At 38.9% G+C, this 17,425-nt stretch carries 12 protein-coding genes and 2 tRNA genes; 12 read left to right on the top strand and 2 right to left on the bottom strand.

The genetic code is table 11. The features are described from left to right. Positions 1–23 precede the first annotated feature (23 nt). Positions 24–1,655, bottom strand: a complete 1,632-nt coding sequence (locus tag H9Y05_RS14740) for an amidohydrolase (RefSeq protein WP_216714727.1) — start codon at positions 1,653–1,655, stop codon at positions 24–26. A gap of 267 nt (positions 1,656–1,922) precedes the next feature. On the opposite strand from H9Y05_RS14740, the gene H9Y05_RS14735 reads away from it, so the two are divergent. From H9Y05_RS14735 to H9Y05_RS14705, 7 genes are all read left to right on the top strand, one after another. Then, a complete protein-coding gene (locus tag H9Y05_RS14735) occupies positions 1,923–3,533 on the top strand; it encodes a CTP synthase (RefSeq protein ID WP_163492861.1) in 1,611 nt (536 codons plus the stop codon). A 21-nt stretch (positions 3,534–3,554) separates the two neighbouring features. After that, entirely contained in the window at positions 3,555–5,462 is a 1,908-nt protein-coding gene (gene yidC, locus H9Y05_RS14730) for a membrane protein insertase YidC (RefSeq protein WP_163492860.1), read from the top strand. 75 nt (positions 5,463–5,537) lie between these two features. Continuing rightward, on the top strand, positions 5,538–5,738 hold the full coding sequence (locus H9Y05_RS14725; protein ID WP_216714726.1) for a hypothetical protein: 201 nt from the start codon (positions 5,538–5,540) through the stop codon (positions 5,736–5,738). Positions 5,739–5,968: 230 nt separating this feature from the next. Further along, positions 5,969–6,040: transfer RNA gene (locus H9Y05_RS14720), tRNA-Glu, on the top strand. Between the two features lie 13 nt (positions 6,041–6,053). Continuing rightward, positions 6,054–6,125: transfer RNA gene (locus H9Y05_RS14715), tRNA-Glu, on the top strand. Between the two features lie 36 nt (positions 6,126–6,161). Continuing rightward, on the top strand, positions 6,162–6,413 hold the full coding sequence (gene rpsT / locus H9Y05_RS14710) for a 30S ribosomal protein S20 (RefSeq protein ID WP_163492858.1): 252 nt from the start codon (positions 6,162–6,164) through the stop codon (positions 6,411–6,413). 86 nt (positions 6,414–6,499) lie between these two features. Beyond that, complete coding sequence (locus H9Y05_RS14705; protein WP_216714725.1) at positions 6,500–8,230, top strand: putative porin; 1,731 nt, start codon at positions 6,500–6,502, stop codon at positions 8,228–8,230. Positions 8,231–8,232: 2 nt separating this feature from the next. On the opposite strand, the gene H9Y05_RS14700 is transcribed toward H9Y05_RS14705, so the two are convergent. Continuing rightward, the gene (locus tag H9Y05_RS14700; RefSeq protein ID WP_216714724.1) at positions 8,233–8,886 is read right to left on the bottom strand and encodes a class I SAM-dependent methyltransferase; all 654 of its coding nucleotides are present in this window, start codon (positions 8,884–8,886) and stop codon (positions 8,233–8,235) included. Positions 8,887–9,748: 862 nt separating this feature from the next. On the opposite strand from H9Y05_RS14700, the gene H9Y05_RS14695 reads away from it, so the two are divergent. From H9Y05_RS14695 to H9Y05_RS14675, 5 genes are read left to right on the top strand one after another with little or no spacing between them, the layout of a single operon-like run. After that, a complete protein-coding gene (locus H9Y05_RS14695; protein WP_216714723.1) occupies positions 9,749–9,940 on the top strand; it encodes a helix-turn-helix transcriptional regulator in 192 nt (63 codons plus the stop codon). After that, positions 9,937–11,484 (top strand): type I restriction-modification system subunit M, encoded by a 1,548-nt coding sequence (locus H9Y05_RS14690; RefSeq protein ID WP_216714722.1) that lies wholly within the window; start codon positions 9,937–9,939, stop codon positions 11,482–11,484. Before H9Y05_RS14695 ends, H9Y05_RS14690 begins: the two co-directional genes overlap by 4 nt. After that, a complete protein-coding gene (locus H9Y05_RS14685; protein ID WP_216714721.1) occupies positions 11,481–12,746 on the top strand; it encodes a restriction endonuclease subunit S in 1,266 nt (421 codons plus the stop codon). Before H9Y05_RS14690 ends, H9Y05_RS14685 begins: the two co-directional genes overlap by 4 nt. Position 12,747: 1 nt before the next feature. Continuing rightward, positions 12,748–13,911, top strand: a complete 1,164-nt coding sequence (locus tag H9Y05_RS14680; RefSeq protein ID WP_216714720.1) for an ATP-binding protein — start codon at positions 12,748–12,750, stop codon at positions 13,909–13,911. Further along, positions 13,898–17,005 carry an HsdR family type I site-specific deoxyribonuclease gene (locus H9Y05_RS14675; RefSeq protein ID WP_216714719.1) on the top strand — a complete coding sequence of 1,036 codons (3,108 nt, stop codon included), beginning with the start codon at positions 13,898–13,900 and terminating at the stop codon, positions 17,003–17,005. The genes H9Y05_RS14680 and H9Y05_RS14675 overlap by 14 nt, the downstream gene beginning before the upstream one ends. Positions 17,006–17,425 lie beyond the last annotated feature (420 nt).

Genomic DNA, 17,425 nt, shown 5'->3' with positions numbered 1-17,425 from the left:
TCAGTGAAGGAGTTTTTTGTTGCTTACTCTGCCGAGTAAACCTCTTTCCCGTTAATGTAGGTATGCAATGAAAAATTTTGCTGAAAGCTTGATGACAGGTTCATCTTCCGCTCAAAAATAGCAAAGGTAGCATCCATCCCCGCTTCCAGTCTCCCGATTCTGTCTTCCTGAAAACCTGCAAGTGCCGCCCAGACCGTCATTCCTCTCAGGCAATCATCCAACGAAATTGCTTCTTCAGGTAAAAACCCACCGGCGGGAGTTTCCTTGTCATTTTTACGTGTGCAAGCAGCGTAAATTGTTTTGAACGGGTTCATGTCTTCGATCGGATAATCTGTTCCAATCGCAATCATGCCTGTTGTATTCAATAATGAATTGTATGCATACGCTCCTTTCAGACGCTCCGCTCCCAATCGTTTTTCGGCAAACAAATAATCACTCACAGCGTGTGAAGGTTGGACAGAAGGTAAGATTCCATATTGCATAAACAGCGGCATATCTTCCGGAGAAACAATCTGGGCATGTTCAATCCTCCATCGGTGATCCGGGTTCGTTTTTGAAACATTCTTGTATGCGTCCAGCACCATTTTCACAGCCGCATCACCAATTGCGTGTGCGTTTAACTGGTACCTCAGTTCCTGGCACAACCGGACGAGTTCATCCAATTCTTCTTTGGAAACAGTTGTATGCCCATGGGAATGCGCATCATCCGAATACGTACTTTTCAGATAAGCCCCCCTACCTCCCAACGATCCGTCAGCAAATACTTTGAAACTGCGAATCGTGAGGTTTTTGTGCTCATAAACCCCATGTTTTCTAGCAAACTGAATATTCTCCTTTGTGGGTAATAACATTCCGTACAGATTAATTTGCAGTCGCCCCGCGTCGATGAGTTCTTTCATCACTTCTACATCTGCCGCTTCCAATCCGGCATCATGCACATTGGTGATTCCGTACATGAGCAATTCATTTTGAATCTCAATCACTTTTTCTTTGAGTTCCTGCGGAGAATATACGGGGAGCTTCTTTTTAACCAATTCCATCGCTTCGTCAGTAAGAATACCTGTTAATTTACCATCTTTTTTCATGATTTCACCACTGCTGATCTGCGTCTGATCATTGATTCCGGCTAATTGAAGCATCGCTTCATTCACTAACGCTGTGTGTCCGTCATTTCTGAACAGGCACACAGGAGTTTCGGGAAATACTTCATTCAACCGTTCATTGGTCGGCAGTGAGTTATCTCTCCATGCACCTTCGTTCCACCCCTGTCCGACAATAATTTTTTGGTTATTTCTCTGTTGATAAATTTCAACATCCGTTACCAGTTGCGCCAGTGATTTACATTGCGACAAATCTGCTCCCATCCGCTGTTTAGCTGCCAATAACAAATGAACATGCGCATCGGTAAACCCCGGATAAATGTCTTTCCCTCCGGCATCTACAAATTCATCTGCCGAATATTTGTTTAAAATTTGTCGCTCGGGTCCCAGTTCTATGATTTTCCCGTCACGAATTGCCATCGCTTCATAAACAGTCAATTTTTCATCCATGGAATGAATTACAGCATTGTGAATAATTAAATCGGCGTGTTCTGCTTTCATGCAGGAAGAAAATAGTGATGTGCAGATAAGAAAGGAAATGAGCAATCGGATCATGTGTTTATTTTTTTGCAAAAGTAACTTTTTTGAGAGAGTTGGGAAGTGAAAAAGTTGTGAGTTGAAAGTGGAGAGTGGAGAATTATGAATGTTCAATTATCAAGGCTTCGTAATAAATATTGAAAGTGGAGTATCTTTCTTCCTCCCAGTTACTGATTCGGGTCAATCGGACAAAATTCACAGTCAGGTGATCAAATTAAATAATTAAAATCCTTCCTTTCTAAAAAGAATCTATTAACTTTGCGCCCCGTAGTTACATTTTTTCCCATGTCGAATTCAACAAAATATGTATTTGTAACAGGCGGTGTTACATCTTCCCTTGGTAAAGGAATCATTTCCGCATCTTTAGCTAAATTATTACAGGCAAGAGGTTATTCAGCAACCATTCAAAAACTGGATCCGTATATCAATATTGATCCGGGAACATTGAACCCGTATGAGCACGGAGAATGTTTTGTTACCGATGACGGTGCTGAAACGGACTTGGACCTGGGACACTACGAACGTTTTCTGAATGTTCCGACTTCTCAGGCAAACAATGTAACAACAGGAAGAATTTACCAATCTGTGATCGACAAAGAGCGCAGAGGTGACTATTTAGGGAAAACGGTTCAGATCATTCCGCACATCACAGATGAAATAAAGGAACGCATTCAGCTTCTCGGAAAAAAGGGAGAATTTGACATTGTGATCACAGAAATCGGTGGTACTGTGGGTGACATTGAATCATTGCCATATGTAGAAGCCGTACGTCAGCTGATGTGGGAATTGGAAAATGATTGTATTGTTATTCACCTGACACTGGTCCCTTACCTGGCTGCTGCAGGAGAATTGAAAACAAAACCGACGCAACACTCGGTTAAACAATTACTGGAATTGGGGGTTCAGCCTGATATTTTGGTCTGCAGAACGGAACATGAACTGGATTTGAACCTGCGTCGTAAAATTGCCAAGTTCTGTAATGTCAGCATGAATGCGGTAATTGAATCACGGGATGCATCAACAATCTACGATGTTCCACTGTTAATGCAGGAAGAAGAGTTGGATAAAGTGGTACTGGAAAAGTTAAAACTTCCGACGAAAAGTTCTCCGAACCTGGAGAGCTGGAAAAATTTCCTCACACACTTGAAAAACCCAACCAATCATGTTACAATCGGATTAGTTGGTAAATATGTCGAATTAAAAGACTCTTATAAATCCATTTCTGAAGCCTTCATTCATGCCGGAGTTTCCAATGAATGCAAAGTAGATGTGAAGTGGATTCATTCAGAGAAATTGACAGAAGATAACATTGCAGATGAATTGAGCAATCTGGATGGAATCCTGGTAGCACCGGGGTTTGGTTCACGTGGAATTTCCGGTAAAATTCAGGCTGTACGTTACGCCCGTGAAAACAATGTGCCATTCTTCGGAATCTGCCTTGGAATGCAGTGCGCGGTCATTGAATTTGCCCGCAATGTGATCGGGTGGCCGGATGCCCATTCAACAGAAATAGCAGAAGACTGCAACTACCCGGTGATCAACATGATGGAGGAACAAAAATCCATTTCCAACATGGGAGGAACCATGCGGTTAGGAGCATACAAATGTCACCTGAAACCAAATACATTGGCACACCAGGCATACAACACAGATATCATTAGTGAACGTCACCGACACCGGTATGAGTTCAACAATGAATACCTGGAACAATTTGAACAGGCAGGAATGATTGCAACAGGTAAAAACCCGGAAACAGGATTGGTAGAGGTTGTTGAGATCCCGAATCATCCCTGGTTTGTCGGAGCACAATACCACCCGGAATACAAAAGTACAGTCGCATGCCCGCACCCGTTGTTTGTTGCGTTCGTGAAAGCGGCCATCGAGAATAAAAAATAAATCAATAAGAAAACCAGATACATGGATAGAAATACCATCATCGGACTCGTATTAATCGGAACCATTTTTTCCATTTTTACGATTTTTAACCAACCATCAGCTGAAGAGCGCGCAAAGCACGCTGAAGAGGTAAAAAAAGAACAAGCCTTATTAAAGGAGAAAGAGAAAATTGCGGAAGAACAAAAAAAGGATGCGGCTGAAAAGGCTGTGACAGCTACAGCCGGGAAGGACTCCACTTCTGCAAATGCACTCGATTCGGTTCAAAACACTGCTCCGAAAAAAACAGGAGTAACAGATTCTCTTGTATACATGGAGAACGACAAATACAAAGTGGCATTCAACACGAAAGGTGGTATTGTTGCTTCAATTTGGCTGAAAGAATATGAAACATACGCCGATTATGCGAAGAATGACGGGAAAGTTACTCCGTTGGCTTTGTTTAAGAGTGGTGATGCTGTCAATCAGCTGGTATTTGAAATGAACGGAAAGAAAATCAAAACCGGGAATCTTCCGTTTCACATCAAAACACAAACAAAAAAATCAATTGTTTTTGAAACGGAACTTGCTCCCGGAAAGACCATCCAAAATCAGTATACCTTATCGGATGATACATATGACCTGAATTACACGGTCAATATCAAAGGATTAGGTGGAGACGTCAACCCGAAAAATGTAGGCTTGAACTGGGATGTCGCTTACCGAAAAACAGAGCGGCTGTTCATGGAGCAACGCCGTGTTTCTACGATCTGTCTGAATTACAAAGAAGAAGGTTTTGATTACCTGAGCGAAATGGCAGCTGATAACCAGGAAGCGGAAGATGCAGTTGAATGGGTGGCTTACAAACAAAGCTACTTCTCATCGTTTCTTCACCCGGAGAAACCATTCGTGAAAAAAGGAACTGAATTTGAAGTAAAAACATACGGAGAAGGTCATGAAAAACAGTGGACCAACCTGAAAGATTTCTCTTCAACATTGATGTTGGATCTTTCTAATACAGACAATGCATCCATGTCGATGGACTGGTTCTTCGGACCGAATGATTACAACTTGCTGGCGTCATACGACAAAGAGTACGATCACATTCTGAACTACGGATGGGGATTGTTCCGATGGATCAACGTATATGCCGTTCAACCGTTGTTTTCAATGCTGACACAATCATTTGCACTTTCTGCAGGTATTGCCATTTTGTTGCTGACATTGATCATTAAATTCATCCTGATGCCAATTCAGTGGAAAATGTATGTCTCTTCTGCAAAAATGCGCATCCTGAAGCCGGAAATTGACGAATTAAACAAAAAGTATCCGAAGCAGGAAGACGCAATGAAAAAGCAAATGGAAATGATGACACTCTACCGGGAATCCGGAGCGAGTCCGTTGTCCGGCTGTATACCGATGCTGATCCAGATGCCGATTTTGCTGGCGGTATTCCGCTACTTCCCGTCAACATTCGAACTGCGTCAAAAGTCCTTCCTGTGGGCAGAGGATTTGTCTTCCTATGACTCTATCTGGGATTTCGGAACCAACATCTGGTTCTACGGTGATCACGTGAGTTTGTTTACGTTATTGATGGCAGGTACCACATTGATCTATACGATCATCAACAGTGGAAACATGCAAACACCGCAACAACCGGGAATGCCGAATATGAAAATCATCATGTACATCTTCCCGTTCCTGATGATCTTCTTCTTCAACAGCTATGCTTCCGGTTTAAGTTATTACTACTTCGTTTCCACATTGATTTCGATCCTGATGATGGTTGCGATTAAAAAGTTCTTTGTTGACGAAGACAAGCTGAAAGCAAAAATGGCTGAGAAAAAGGCCGCTGCAGGCAACGGAGGAGGAAAGAAAAAATCCAAGTTCCAGGAGCGTTTGGAGCAAATGCAAAAAATGCAACAGGAGCAAATGAAGAACCGCAAAAAATAAGGTTTCATTTACCACATTCAAAAAGCCGTTTATAATTGAATAAACGGCTTTTTTATTGCTTTGAATTGGGAGGCAATGAATAAAATACAGCTCGTTATTTTCTGTCACTCACAGAAGTGGTTATTCGTTCAAACACGTACCACGATGAAAGAACGCAACAGAATCCGTTCAGAAAATAAAAACCGAATAAAAGAAGCAATTGCCGCTATTGAAAAAACAGCAACGGATACCGGAATTATTCCACTTTGGCATACAATAAAAGCGGAAAAATCATAATTTCACCCAAATTTTCGTCTTCTCAAAGCGTGGATGAAAAGCATCTTTTTCTCGAAAACGGACAAAAAAAGGGATGTTTTTTCGCGTTTTCAACTGCAAAGAAATCAGGCGATAAGAAAAAAAGAATCGTTATTTTTGAAAAAAATCAATAAAAAGTATTGCAGTTCGTCAAAACTCCTTATATTTGCACTCCGATTTTTGACATATTTAGTATTGTTAAAAGTAACAATGGCCCATTCGTCTAGTGGTTAGGACGCCAGGTTTTCATCCTGGAAACAGGAGTTCGATTCTCCTATGGGCTGCTTAGGAACTTTTGGCCCGTTCGTCTATCGGTTAGGACTCAAGATTTTCATTCTTGCAAGAGGGGTTCGATTCCCCTACGGGCTACAATTTTTGATATAAACGTTTTTAATAAATAACAACATGGCGAATCACAAGTCAGCAATTAAAAGAATCAGAAGTAATGATGCGAAAAGACTTCGCAACAAGTATCAGCATAAAACGACGCGTAACGCGATCAGAAAACTGCGTTCATTGACTGATAAAAAAGAAGCAGAGGCATTGCTTCCATCTGTAACTTCTATGATTCAACGATTGGCGAAAAGAAACATCATTCACACAAACAAAGCTGCGAATTTGGTTTCTGGTCTTCAGTTGAAAATCAACAAGCTGTAATTTAATTTTTCCGTTTTTTTCGGAGAGTAATGATATCAGGGGCTTTTATGCCCCTTTTTTTATATTTTTACTTTCGTTTTTAAACTATGAGGTACTCGCTGTCTATCTTGTTTGTTTTGCTTTTTGTGCAATCAATGGCACAAGGCAACGCAGTTATGGGTAAAAAAGACACGCTGACCAACAGTTTCACAACCGGAGGTCCGATTGATTCCGTCGACATCTCCTTCTCTTATCACAGTTCAACAATGCCTGGCGGCGGATTTGCTGCAACGGAGAACGTACAGCCGTACGATCTGTTCTTAACGAATGCCGGAGGAAGTATGTTCCGAACTTTCAGCAACTGGAAAAAAATGCGGTTCTCCGCACTCCCCCATTTAGGATTCGGTTACATTTTCGGAGGGCAGGCAACACAAATTGTTCGTGCCAATTACACACACGCTTTCAATCATAGTAATTTACTCAACGTCGATTATGACTTGCAACGGGGAGCTAACTTTCTTCGCAACGGAGAATTTACCCATCACGATGTGCAGTTACAGTACCAGCTTACTTCACCTTTTTATTCACTTTCACTTAAAGGACAATACCTCAACCGGAACATTGGAAACAATAATGGTGTAATCACTGATACATTAATTGATTTTTACGGATTGTCGTATGCGCCGGTCAGAAAAGACAATGCACTGAGTCAATACAGGGGAACGCGCATTGAACTGGAACATTATTTTGATTTTCTTTCCAGGGATTCAATAAATGCAACAGGTTTGTATGTTGACAACAAGCTGCAAATCTTTAACCGAAAGTACCGGGAATATTCCGATACCTTGTTGTTGATCTATCCGATTGTCTTTATGGACTTAGATTCTACAAACGATCAATACCAACTGTCTGAAGTGGTCAACGGAGCAGGTCTATACTACAGCAGAAGCAATTTCTTTCTCAAGGCAGGATTGCAAAATAACTGGTGGAATTATTTCAATCTCGGCAACACGATTTCCCGTTCCGAAATCAACCTCGACGGAAAGCTGGGAATTACGATCCGAAAAGTTGAGCTACACAATCATACGAACGTGAACTTTATCGGTGCGCAGGGAGAATGGTTCAGCTATTCCAAACTGGGATTTGACTGGAGCAATTTTCATTTCAGAGGAAACGCAGATATTTCCTACCTGCTACCGGAACCTCATCAGCGATTTTATTACGGAAACAACGTCTATTATGACCTCCCGTTTGATCAGCTAAAGAAACAGTTCCGAATGAACCTCAATGCCCAACTGGATTATTCGTTCCAGCAACATCAAATCGGTGTGTTTGTCAAAAATGCTACGCTCACCAATAATTACTGGTTTTACGACAATACATGGACAGCTGACACCATTGGCACATTGAATTCCCTTTCCATCGGAGTGACCGGAAAAACCGGGTACAAAATTTTGAAATTCTCTCTTTCCGGAAGTTACAACAGCAGCAACTGGATGCCCAATTTACTTGTTCAAAGCAGATTGTACCTCCAGGGAAGACTCTTTAAAGGCAAAAAACTCCTCGGACAATTCGGTGTGGAAGCATCCTATCACAACGGATACCGATTACTGGAACACCTCCCGTACATGGACATTTACAGTATTACTTCTTTTTCGAACGACCCGATGGTCAATTTGCACGCATTCGGAGCATTTGAAATTCAGCGTTTCCGTTTTTTCTTCCGCGTGGAAAACATCGGTTATTTCTGGAATGAAAGTACCAACCGGGTCGGGTTAAATCAACCGATTCCTGCGATGCAAATCCGTGTGGGGATTACCTGGGATTTCTTTAATTGATCTTATTTTTTAATCACCACCGTCACAAATTCGCGTTCCACCATCTCCCCTGTTTTTGAGCGGATGTGTTCTTTTTGCAGATCTGTTTTTTCGATAGTCAACCCCGCCTGATCTACCAGCTGTTGTACGGCTTCTAAATTGTACAGGGTGAAGTTGAATTTTGTAAACGGCAATTGCTCCATGAAAGAGGCTTCGGCAAACGTCAGTGCAAAACGCCCTCCCTTTTTCAATACCCGGGCAATTTCGTTCATAAAAGCAGCCGGATCACTCCAGAAGTAGATTGTATTCACCGTAAAAACAGCATCAAATGATTCTTGCTCAAACGGAATGGTCGTTCCGTCGTACAATGTAAATACAGCTTGTTTATTGGCAATCGGCGCTTTATTGATGCGCACTGCCTCCTGAATCATTAATTCGGAGATATCAATTCCTTCGTACTGTAGCTTTTCAGCTTTCTTCAATAAATAATCCAGGTGACCGGCATTTCCGTGACCGATCTCCAAAATGCGTTCATTTCCCTTTAGTTCCAGGTTTTCAATGGAGTTAACCGTCATGCCGATGTTGTTTTCATTCATCATATTGGCAACTTCAATTCCTCTCTCTCCGCTTGGCTTCATCAATTGTTCTGACAATGCCTTCAAATCTTGTTCTTCCATTCTTTTATGACTTTATGGCTAATGATCACAAGATACTCATTTTGCTAAAAACGGAAACTAAAAAAGCGCACCGAAGTACGCTTTTATCGATTACTGCACGATTGCAACGGATTCCGGAGAAACGTTTACCATAGCGAAGGATATGAGAGATTTTGAAGATTACTTCGGAAAAAACTCGACATTCATCCGAATAGGTAGGAGTCAGATGATTACTACAAAAAAATGATGAGTTACACTAAAACGGATCCTTGTATCATCGAAATGGTAAACGGAGAAATTTTTGAAGTATCCAGAAGAAAAAAGAGTGGAGTGTTGGCGTTATTAAATCGGGTCTATGGGTGGAATCCTTTTGGGGCTTTGCCTTCATAATTTTAAATTAAATCGTCTACGGCAATCGCGTATAAATACGTATTTTAATTTCGATTGGGATTAGTAGTTTTGTGAGCGCGTAAACAGGAATTATGTAATCACCCTGTAAATCAATAAGAAAACTGATAATAATTGATTACAAGTAATTATTTGTTACGCATATTTATAAGTTATAGCCAATGGTATGACGACCGTTCCAACGGCAAACGACCGACCAAAATTTAAACAGTAACACAAGGACAAACCATTTTGACAGGTGAACAACATACAGAACATATTACAAACAGACAGCGAGTAAGCCGACCCTTATGTATTTTTTATTTTCCCCACCGCATATTTTTTTAATTCAATTTTATTGCCAACGCACAAATGGCACATTTGGTTTTGCCAACGCACCGACAAACAGACTGACAATAATTCAAACAGTTTTTATATTGAAAAACGAGATAGTTAAAATAATAAATCTATCTTTGCGGACACATTTCAAAATGACATGAACAGAATAAAGGAAGTGTTGGCAGAAAAAGGAGTTAAACAGACTTGGTTGGCTGAACAACTAGGGAAAAGCTACAACATGGTGAACGGCTATGTGCAAAACCGACAACAGCCAAGACTTGAAGTGCTTTTTGAAATTGCCAAAATACTCGGTGTTAAACCACAAGACTTAATAAAAGAGAAAAAATGACAAGCATAGCACAACGACAAGAATTGCAAGCCAAAATATGGAAAATAGCCAACGATGTTCGTGGCTCAGTGGATGGATGGGACTTTAAACAGTTTGTCTTAGGTACGCTGTTCTATCGCTTCATTAGCGAAAACTTCACAAATTACATTGAAGGTGGTGATGAAAATGTAAACTATGCAAACTATCCAGACAAAGACATTACACCCGAAATAAAAGACGATGCGATAAAAACAAAAGGTTACTTCATTTACCCGAGCCAACTTTTTGTGAATGTTGCTAAAATAGCAAACACCAACCCTAATCTGAACACTGACTTAAAAGCGATTTTTGACGCTATTGAAAGTTCTGCAAATGGTTATCCATCTGAACCAGATATAAAAGGATTGTTTGCCGATTTTGACACTACAAGCACACGACTTGGGAATACAGTTGAAAGCAAAAACTTACGCTTAGCTTCCGTTATTAAAGGCGTAGAAGAACTGAATTTCGGCAAATTTGAAGAAAATGAAATAGAACTCTTTGGAGATGCGTATGAGTTTCTAATTGGAAATTATGCAGCCAACGCAGGAAAATCAGGTGGCGAGTTTTTCACACCTGTTCATGTATCAAAACTCATTGCACAATTGGCAATGCACAAGCAAGACAAAGTAAACAAGATTTACGACCCTGCAGCAGGTTCAGGCTCTTTGCTTTTGCAAGCGAAAAAACATTTCGACGATCATATTATTGAAGAAGGTTTTTATGGGCAAGAAGTAAACCACACCACTTACAACCTTGCCCGTATGAACATGTTTTTACACAACATCAACTACGATAAGTTTAATATTGCCCTTGGCAATACACTCATTGACCCACATTATGGCGATGAAAAACCTTTTGATGCCATTGTTTCTAATCCTCCTTACTCTATAAAATGGATTGGTGACGATGACCCAACGCTGATTAATGATGACCGTTTTGCTCCTGCCGGTGTTTTGGCTCCAAAATCGAAAGCAGACTTTGCTTTTGTACTTCATGCCCTTAGTTATCTATCTAGTAAAGGCAGAGCAGCAATTGTTTGTTTCCCAGGCATCTTTTACCGTGGCGGTGCAGAACAGAAAATCAGAAAATATTTAGTAGATAATAATTTCGTTGAGACAATTATTTCACTTGCTCCTAACTTATTCTATGGAACTCCAATAGCTGTTACAATCCTTGTCCTCTCGAAACATAAATCCGAAAACAAAACGCAGTTTATAGATGCCAGTGGTGAAGACTTCTTTAAGAAAGTCACCAACAACAATGTGCTTACTGATAAACACATTGAAAGGATTATGGAAATTTTTGATAGCAAAGAGGATATTGAATATGTAGCTAAGACTATAGATAATTCGAAAATTGCAGTAAATGATTATAACCTCTCGGTAAGCTCTTATGTTGAAACAAAAGACCACAGAGAAAAATTTGATATAGTTGAATTGAACAGTGAGGTTTCAAAAACTGTGGCGAGGATAAATATACTTCGTGCTGACATTGATAAAATAATAAAAGAAATTGAGGCATGAGTTACTTTGATAAGTTAATAGAAGGAATCGAAGTTGAATGGAAAGCTTTGGGTGAAGTATGCGATTTTCAAAACGGCTTTGCATTTAAGAGTAGTTTGTTTAAAGAAACAGGTTTACCAATTATTAGAATTACAAATATTAATGGTACTAATGTTGACTTGTCGAATGTAAAGTATTTTGACCCCGTTGACTATAGTTCAGGTAACCCGCTTAATTACGAAGTTGAAAAAGGAGATATACTTATAGCCATGTCAGGTGCTACCACTGGTAAAATTGGGTATTACAACTTTAACGAAAAAGCCTACTTAAATCAACGTGTAGGCAAATTTATACCTAACAAAGAAATACTTAATAATCGCTTTTTATATCATTATCTTCTAACTAAATCTGATTTTTTATATGTTCTTGCTGGAGGCGGAGCACAGCCTAATTTAAGTTCAAATAATTTAAAGGAAAAATTAGAAATACCTATTCCGTGTCCAGATAATCCAAAGAAATCACTGGATATCCAAAATAAAATTGTTCATATACTTGACAGATTTGCGGAGCTTACAGCGGAGCTTACAGCGGAGCTTACAGCGGAGCTTACAGCTCGTAAAAAGCAATATACCTTCTACCGGGAGCAGTTGTATAGTTTTAATGAAGTGGGTACTAACAGAGAACCACTTGGCGTAATTGGTGAGTTTCAAAGAGGAAAAAGGTTTGTAAGAGAAGATATGCTTGCAGATGGTGTACCCTGCATTCATTATGGTGAGATGTACACTTATTATGGTACTTGGGCAAACAAAAGCAAGTCATTTCTAAGTGAGGAATTGGTAGAAAGAAAAAATCTACGAGTTGCTGAAAATGGTGATGTTGTTATTGTAGCTGCTGGTGAAACCATTGAGGACATTGGATTAGGAACGGCTTGGTTAGGTGATAAGGGCGTTGTAATTCACGATGCATGCTTTTCTTTCAGAAGTCCATTAAACCCTAAATACGTAGCATATTTTACACGTACTAAACAATTCCACGACCAAATAAAAAAACATATTTCATCGGGAAAAATATCCGCCATCAATGCCAAAGGTTTAGAAAAGGTTTTAATCCCAGTTCCTTCACCTGAGGAACAAGAACGTATTGTTACCATCCTTGATAAATTCGACATACTCACTACTTCAATTAGCGAAGGTCTGCCGAAAGAAATTGAGTTAAGGAAAAAGCAATACGAATACTACCGTGATTTATTACTAACCTTTCCTAAGAATAATATAGAATCATAACATGGGACAGTCGTTAATACAAATATCTGAAACACTTAGAGATGCTGTTAATAAAGCTCAGTTAATCTATGCATTTAACGGCACAGGCAAAACAAGGCTGTCTCGTGAGTTCAGACTTTTAGTTGCTCCTAAAGATGAAGAAGTTGAAGAAGAAACAGGCATAAAAGTTCTCTATTACAACGCATTTACGGAAGACCTTTTTTATTGGGACAATGATTTGGATGCTGATGTAAACAGAAAATTACTTATTCGCCCCAACGGATTTACAAATATGGTTCTTGAGTTCTTGAAAGACCAAGGACTTGACGGCAACATCATTTCAAATTTTCAGCACTTTACTAGTGATAAAGTAACGCCTCGTTTTAATGAGGAATATACAATCAAGGATGAGAATGACAGAGACATTACTGTAAAGGCTTATTCTGAAATTACGTTCTCAATAGAAGGTGGCAATCAGGAAAGCATCCCTAATATTAAAATTTCAAAGGCAGAGGAAAGCAACTTGATTTGGTGTGTATTTTATAGTTTGCTTGAACAAGTGGTTGAGCAATTAAATATTCCCGAACCTGAAAACCGTTCAACAGATAAGTTCAATGATTTAAAGTATGTTTTTATTGACGACCCTGTAAGTTCATTGGACGATAATCATTTGATTGAACTGGCTGTTAACTTGGCTCTAATCATAAAGAAATCTACTGGATTGAAATTTATCATTTCAACACATAGCCCGCTTTTCTACAATGTTCTCTATAATGAATTAGGGCTAAAGTCAGGGTATATTCTTAATAAACTTAATGACGGAACTTTTGAACTGATTGAAAAGAAAGGTGACTCAAATAAAAGTTTTTCATATCACCTATTTCTAAAACAGATCATTCAGGACGCCATAGACAATAATGCAATACAGAAGTACCACTTTACACTTCTAAGAAATCTTTATGAGAAAACGGCAAATTTCTTAGGTTATCCAAGATGGTCAGAATTATTACCCGATGACAAGCAAACATATTACAATCGTGTTATTCAGTTTACAAGTCATTCCACCTTATCAAATGAGGTAGTTGCAGAACCAACAGAACCAGAAAAGCAAACCGTAGCTTTTTTATTGAAGCATCTTACGGACAATTATAATTATTGGAAAGAAGCACAAAATGTCACAGTATAAAACCATAGCAGAATCAAACAACTTCATTGTGTTGGATAAATTCACCAAACATTTTGAGGTGAATGAAGCACCTGCTGTTTATCAAACAGAGGCAGCATTGGAAAAGGAATTTATTCAAGACCTGATTAATCAAGGCTATGAAAATCCTAAAGACTTAAACACGATAGAAGCGATGTTGGCGAATGTGAGAGCACAACTGCAATCGCTTAACAATATGGAATTTTCGGATGGAGAATGGTCTCGTTTTGTGGAAGAATATTTAGACAAGCCAAGCGATAACCTTGTTGAGAAAACCAGAAAAATACACGACAACTATATCTATGATTTTGTTTTTGATGATGGTCATATCCAAAACATCTACTTAGTAGATAAAAAGAATATCACACGAAATAAGGTACAGGTAATTTCACAATTTGAGCAGAAAGGCACTCATGCAAATCGCTATGATGTAACCATTTTAGTAAATGGTTTGCCATTGGTTCAGGTTGAATTAAAAAAACGTGGTGTTGCTATTCGAGAAGCGTTTAATCAAGTTCACAGATATTCAAAGGAAAGTTTTAACAGTAATAACTCCCTCTTTAAATACGTTCAGGTTTTTGTTATATCCAATGGTACTGATACCCGTTACTTTGCTAACACCATAAAGCGTGATAAGAACAGCTTTGACTTTACGATGAATTGGACGAAAGCTGACAATACGCTTATTAAAGACCTGAAAGATTTTACGACAACGTTTTTTGAAAAAAGAGTATTCTTAAATGTGTTACTCACCTATTCGGTTTTTGATACAAGTGATACACTTTTAATTATGCGACCGTATCAAATTGCAGCCACAGAAAGAATGTTGTGGAAAATAGAGAGTTCCTTTCAAGGTAAAAATTGGTCGAATCCAGAAAGTGGCGGATATGTTTGGCATACAACAGGTTCGGGCAAAACCCTTACAAGTTTCAAAGCAGCGCGGTTAGCCACGCAATTGGAGTTTATTGATAAAGTGTTTTTTGTAGTTGACCGTAAAGATTTAGACTATCAAACTATGAAGGAATATCAGCGATTCTCTCCCGATAGTGTGAATGGTTCGGAAAGTACAGCGGGTTTAAAACGAAATATTGAAAAAGACGACAATAAGATTATTGTTACCACCATACAAAAGCTAAATAACCTCATGAAGAGTGAAAGTGATTTAGCGATTTATCTAAAGCAAGTTGTTTTTATTTTTGACGAGTGCCACCGTTCTCAGTTTGGTGAAGCCCAAAAGAATCTGAAAAAGAAGTTTAAAAAGTTCTATCAGTTCGGTTTTACAGGAACACCAATCTTCGTACAAAATGCTTTAGGTTCTGAAACCACGGCAAGTGTTTTCGGTCGTGAACTGCATTCATATGTAATTACAGATGCTATTAGAGATGAAAAGGTATTGAAGTTTAAAGTAGATTATAATGATGTCCGTCCACAATTTAAGAATATAGAGCAAGAACAAGATGAGAAAAAATTAAGTGCGGCAGAAAATAAAAAAGCTTTGCTTCATCCTAAACGCATCACAGAAGTATCTCAATACATTTTACAGAATTTCAGAATAAAAACACATAGAAACCAAGGAAGCAACAAAGGCTTTAATGCCATGTTTGCCGTAAGCAGTGTTGATGCTGCCAAATGTTATTATGAGGAATTAAACAACTTGCAAAAAGATAGCGACAAGCCATTAAAAATTGCAACAATCTTTTCCTTTGCTGCAAATGAAGAACAGAGTGCAATAGGCGAAATAGTTGACGAGACTTTTGAGCCTTCTGCAATGGATATTACTGCTAAAGAATTTTTAACCAAAGCTATCAATGACTATAACGCCATGTTCAGAACCAGTTATGGTGTTGACAGCAATGAGTTTCAGAATTATTATCGTGACCTTGCCAAACGTGTTAAGAACAAAGAAATTGACTTAATTATTGTTGTCGGAATGTTCTTAACTGGTTTTGACGCTCCAACGCTTAATACATTGTTTGTTGACAAGAATTTGCGTTATCACGGATTAATTCAAGCCTTTTCACGAACAAACAGGATTTATGATGCGACAAAAACTTTTGGAAACATTGTAACATTCCGTGACTTAGAAAAAGCAACTGTTGACGCTATTACGCTTTTCGGAGACAGTAACACAAAGAATGTGGTTCTTGAAAAGAGTTACAAAGAATATTTGGAAGGCTTTACGGACATTGTTACAAGTGAAGCACGGAGAGGTTATCTTGAAGTAGTAAAAGAGTTAAATGAGAAATTCCCTAACCCAGATGAAATTGCAAAAGAGAAGGACAAAAAGGAATTTGCAAAACTATTCGGAGAATATTTGAGAGTAGAAAACATACTACAGAACTACGATGAGTTTAACCACCTTAAAGCACTTCAAGCAATTGACATCAATGATCCAGAAGCAGTTGAAGAATTTAAAAAAACTCATTTTGTAACAGATAAGGACATAACAGCAATGCAAAAAATTGAGTTGCTCAAAGAAAGGACTGTTCAGGATTACCGTTCAACCTACAATGATATTCGTGACTGGTTAAGACGAGAAAAAAGTGGTGCAGCGTCAGAAGAATCTACGATAGACTGGGACGATGTTGTATTTGAAGTTGACTTGCTCAAATCGCAAGAGATAAACCTTGACTACATTCTTGAATTGATTTTTGAGCACAACAAGAAAACAAAAGACAAACACACTTTGATTACTGAAATACGCAGAGTTATTCGTGCAAGTGTTGGTAATAGAGCAAAAGAGAGTTTGGTTGTTGACTTCATCAATGAGACTGACCTTGACACGCTTCAAGACAAAGCGAATGTGATAGATTCATTTTTTGTATTTGCTCAAAACAAACAGAAAGTGGAAGCACTGGAATTAATCACAGAAGAAAATCTAAATGAAGAAGCAGCGAAGCGTTACATAACAAATTCCTTGAAGCGAGAATATGCAAGCGAAAACGGAACAGAATTGAATGCACTATTGCCGAAAATGAGTCCTTTAAATCCTCAGTATTTGACCAAGAAGCAAAACGTTTTTCAAAAGTTAGTTTCGTTTGTAGAGAAGTTTAAAGGAGTTGGAGGTCAACTATAAATAATGACAAAGGAAGAACAATGAATAGCCAGCCCAACAGCCACACACATTGCCAAGCCGCACAAGCCAACGCACAGACCAAAGCTTGACAAAGAGTGTGTCTGTCCCACGCTGACAAAATTGAATTAAAAAAATCTTCTCTCCCTTCTGAAAATAAAAAATACGCAACCGCACAACCCGACACGACAAAGACAGCAAAACGTAGTATTGACAATGGTTTGCAAGGACGGAGGACAATAACCACTGGCTATAACAGCACCTACAAGAAATTGGCGGTTCAGTGGTTAAATAAAGTTTTGGGCTTCCTATCAAGTTCAGTGGTGGCAGACAGTTTTGTGCTTCGTAATCGCCAACTTCTTGTAGCTGCAAAACGTTAGCTGTAAATTTCTCGAAACGCTGTATGAAATTAAATAGTCCTAC

It is taken from the genome of Taishania pollutisoli (genome assembly GCF_014518315.1).
GTDB lineage: Bacteria > Bacteroidota > Bacteroidia > Flavobacteriales_D > Crocinitomicaceae > Taishania > Taishania pollutisoli.
Note: the sequence above shows the minus strand (reverse complement) of the source record. Positions and strands in the feature narration are given on the sequence as shown.

Excerpts from the sequence above, each read along its gene's own strand:
- H9Y05_RS14740 (WP_216714727.1), bottom strand. The coding sequence starts at position 1,655 with ATGATCCGATTGCTCATTTCCTTTCTTATCTGCACATCACTATTTTCT.
- H9Y05_RS14735 (WP_163492861.1), top strand. The coding sequence starts at position 1,923 with ATGTCGAATTCAACAAAATATGTATTTGTAACAGGCGGTGTTACATCT.
- yidC (WP_163492860.1), top strand. The coding sequence starts at position 3,555 with ATGGATAGAAATACCATCATCGGACTCGTATTAATCGGAACCATTTTT.
- H9Y05_RS14725 (WP_216714726.1), top strand. The coding sequence starts at position 5,538 with ATGAATAAAATACAGCTCGTTATTTTCTGTCACTCACAGAAGTGGTTA.
- rpsT (WP_163492858.1), top strand. The coding sequence starts at position 6,162 with ATGGCGAATCACAAGTCAGCAATTAAAAGAATCAGAAGTAATGATGCG.
- H9Y05_RS14705 (WP_216714725.1), top strand. The coding sequence starts at position 6,500 with ATGAGGTACTCGCTGTCTATCTTGTTTGTTTTGCTTTTTGTGCAATCA.
- H9Y05_RS14700 (WP_216714724.1), bottom strand. The coding sequence starts at position 8,886 with ATGGAAGAACAAGATTTGAAGGCATTGTCAGAACAATTGATGAAGCCA.
- H9Y05_RS14695 (WP_216714723.1), top strand. The coding sequence starts at position 9,749 with ATGAACAGAATAAAGGAAGTGTTGGCAGAAAAAGGAGTTAAACAGACT.
- H9Y05_RS14690 (WP_216714722.1), top strand. The coding sequence starts at position 9,937 with ATGACAAGCATAGCACAACGACAAGAATTGCAAGCCAAAATATGGAAA.
- H9Y05_RS14685 (WP_216714721.1), top strand. The coding sequence starts at position 11,481 with ATGAGTTACTTTGATAAGTTAATAGAAGGAATCGAAGTTGAATGGAAA.
- H9Y05_RS14680 (WP_216714720.1), top strand. The coding sequence starts at position 12,748 with ATGGGACAGTCGTTAATACAAATATCTGAAACACTTAGAGATGCTGTT.
- H9Y05_RS14675 (WP_216714719.1), top strand. The coding sequence starts at position 13,898 with ATGTCACAGTATAAAACCATAGCAGAATCAAACAACTTCATTGTGTTG.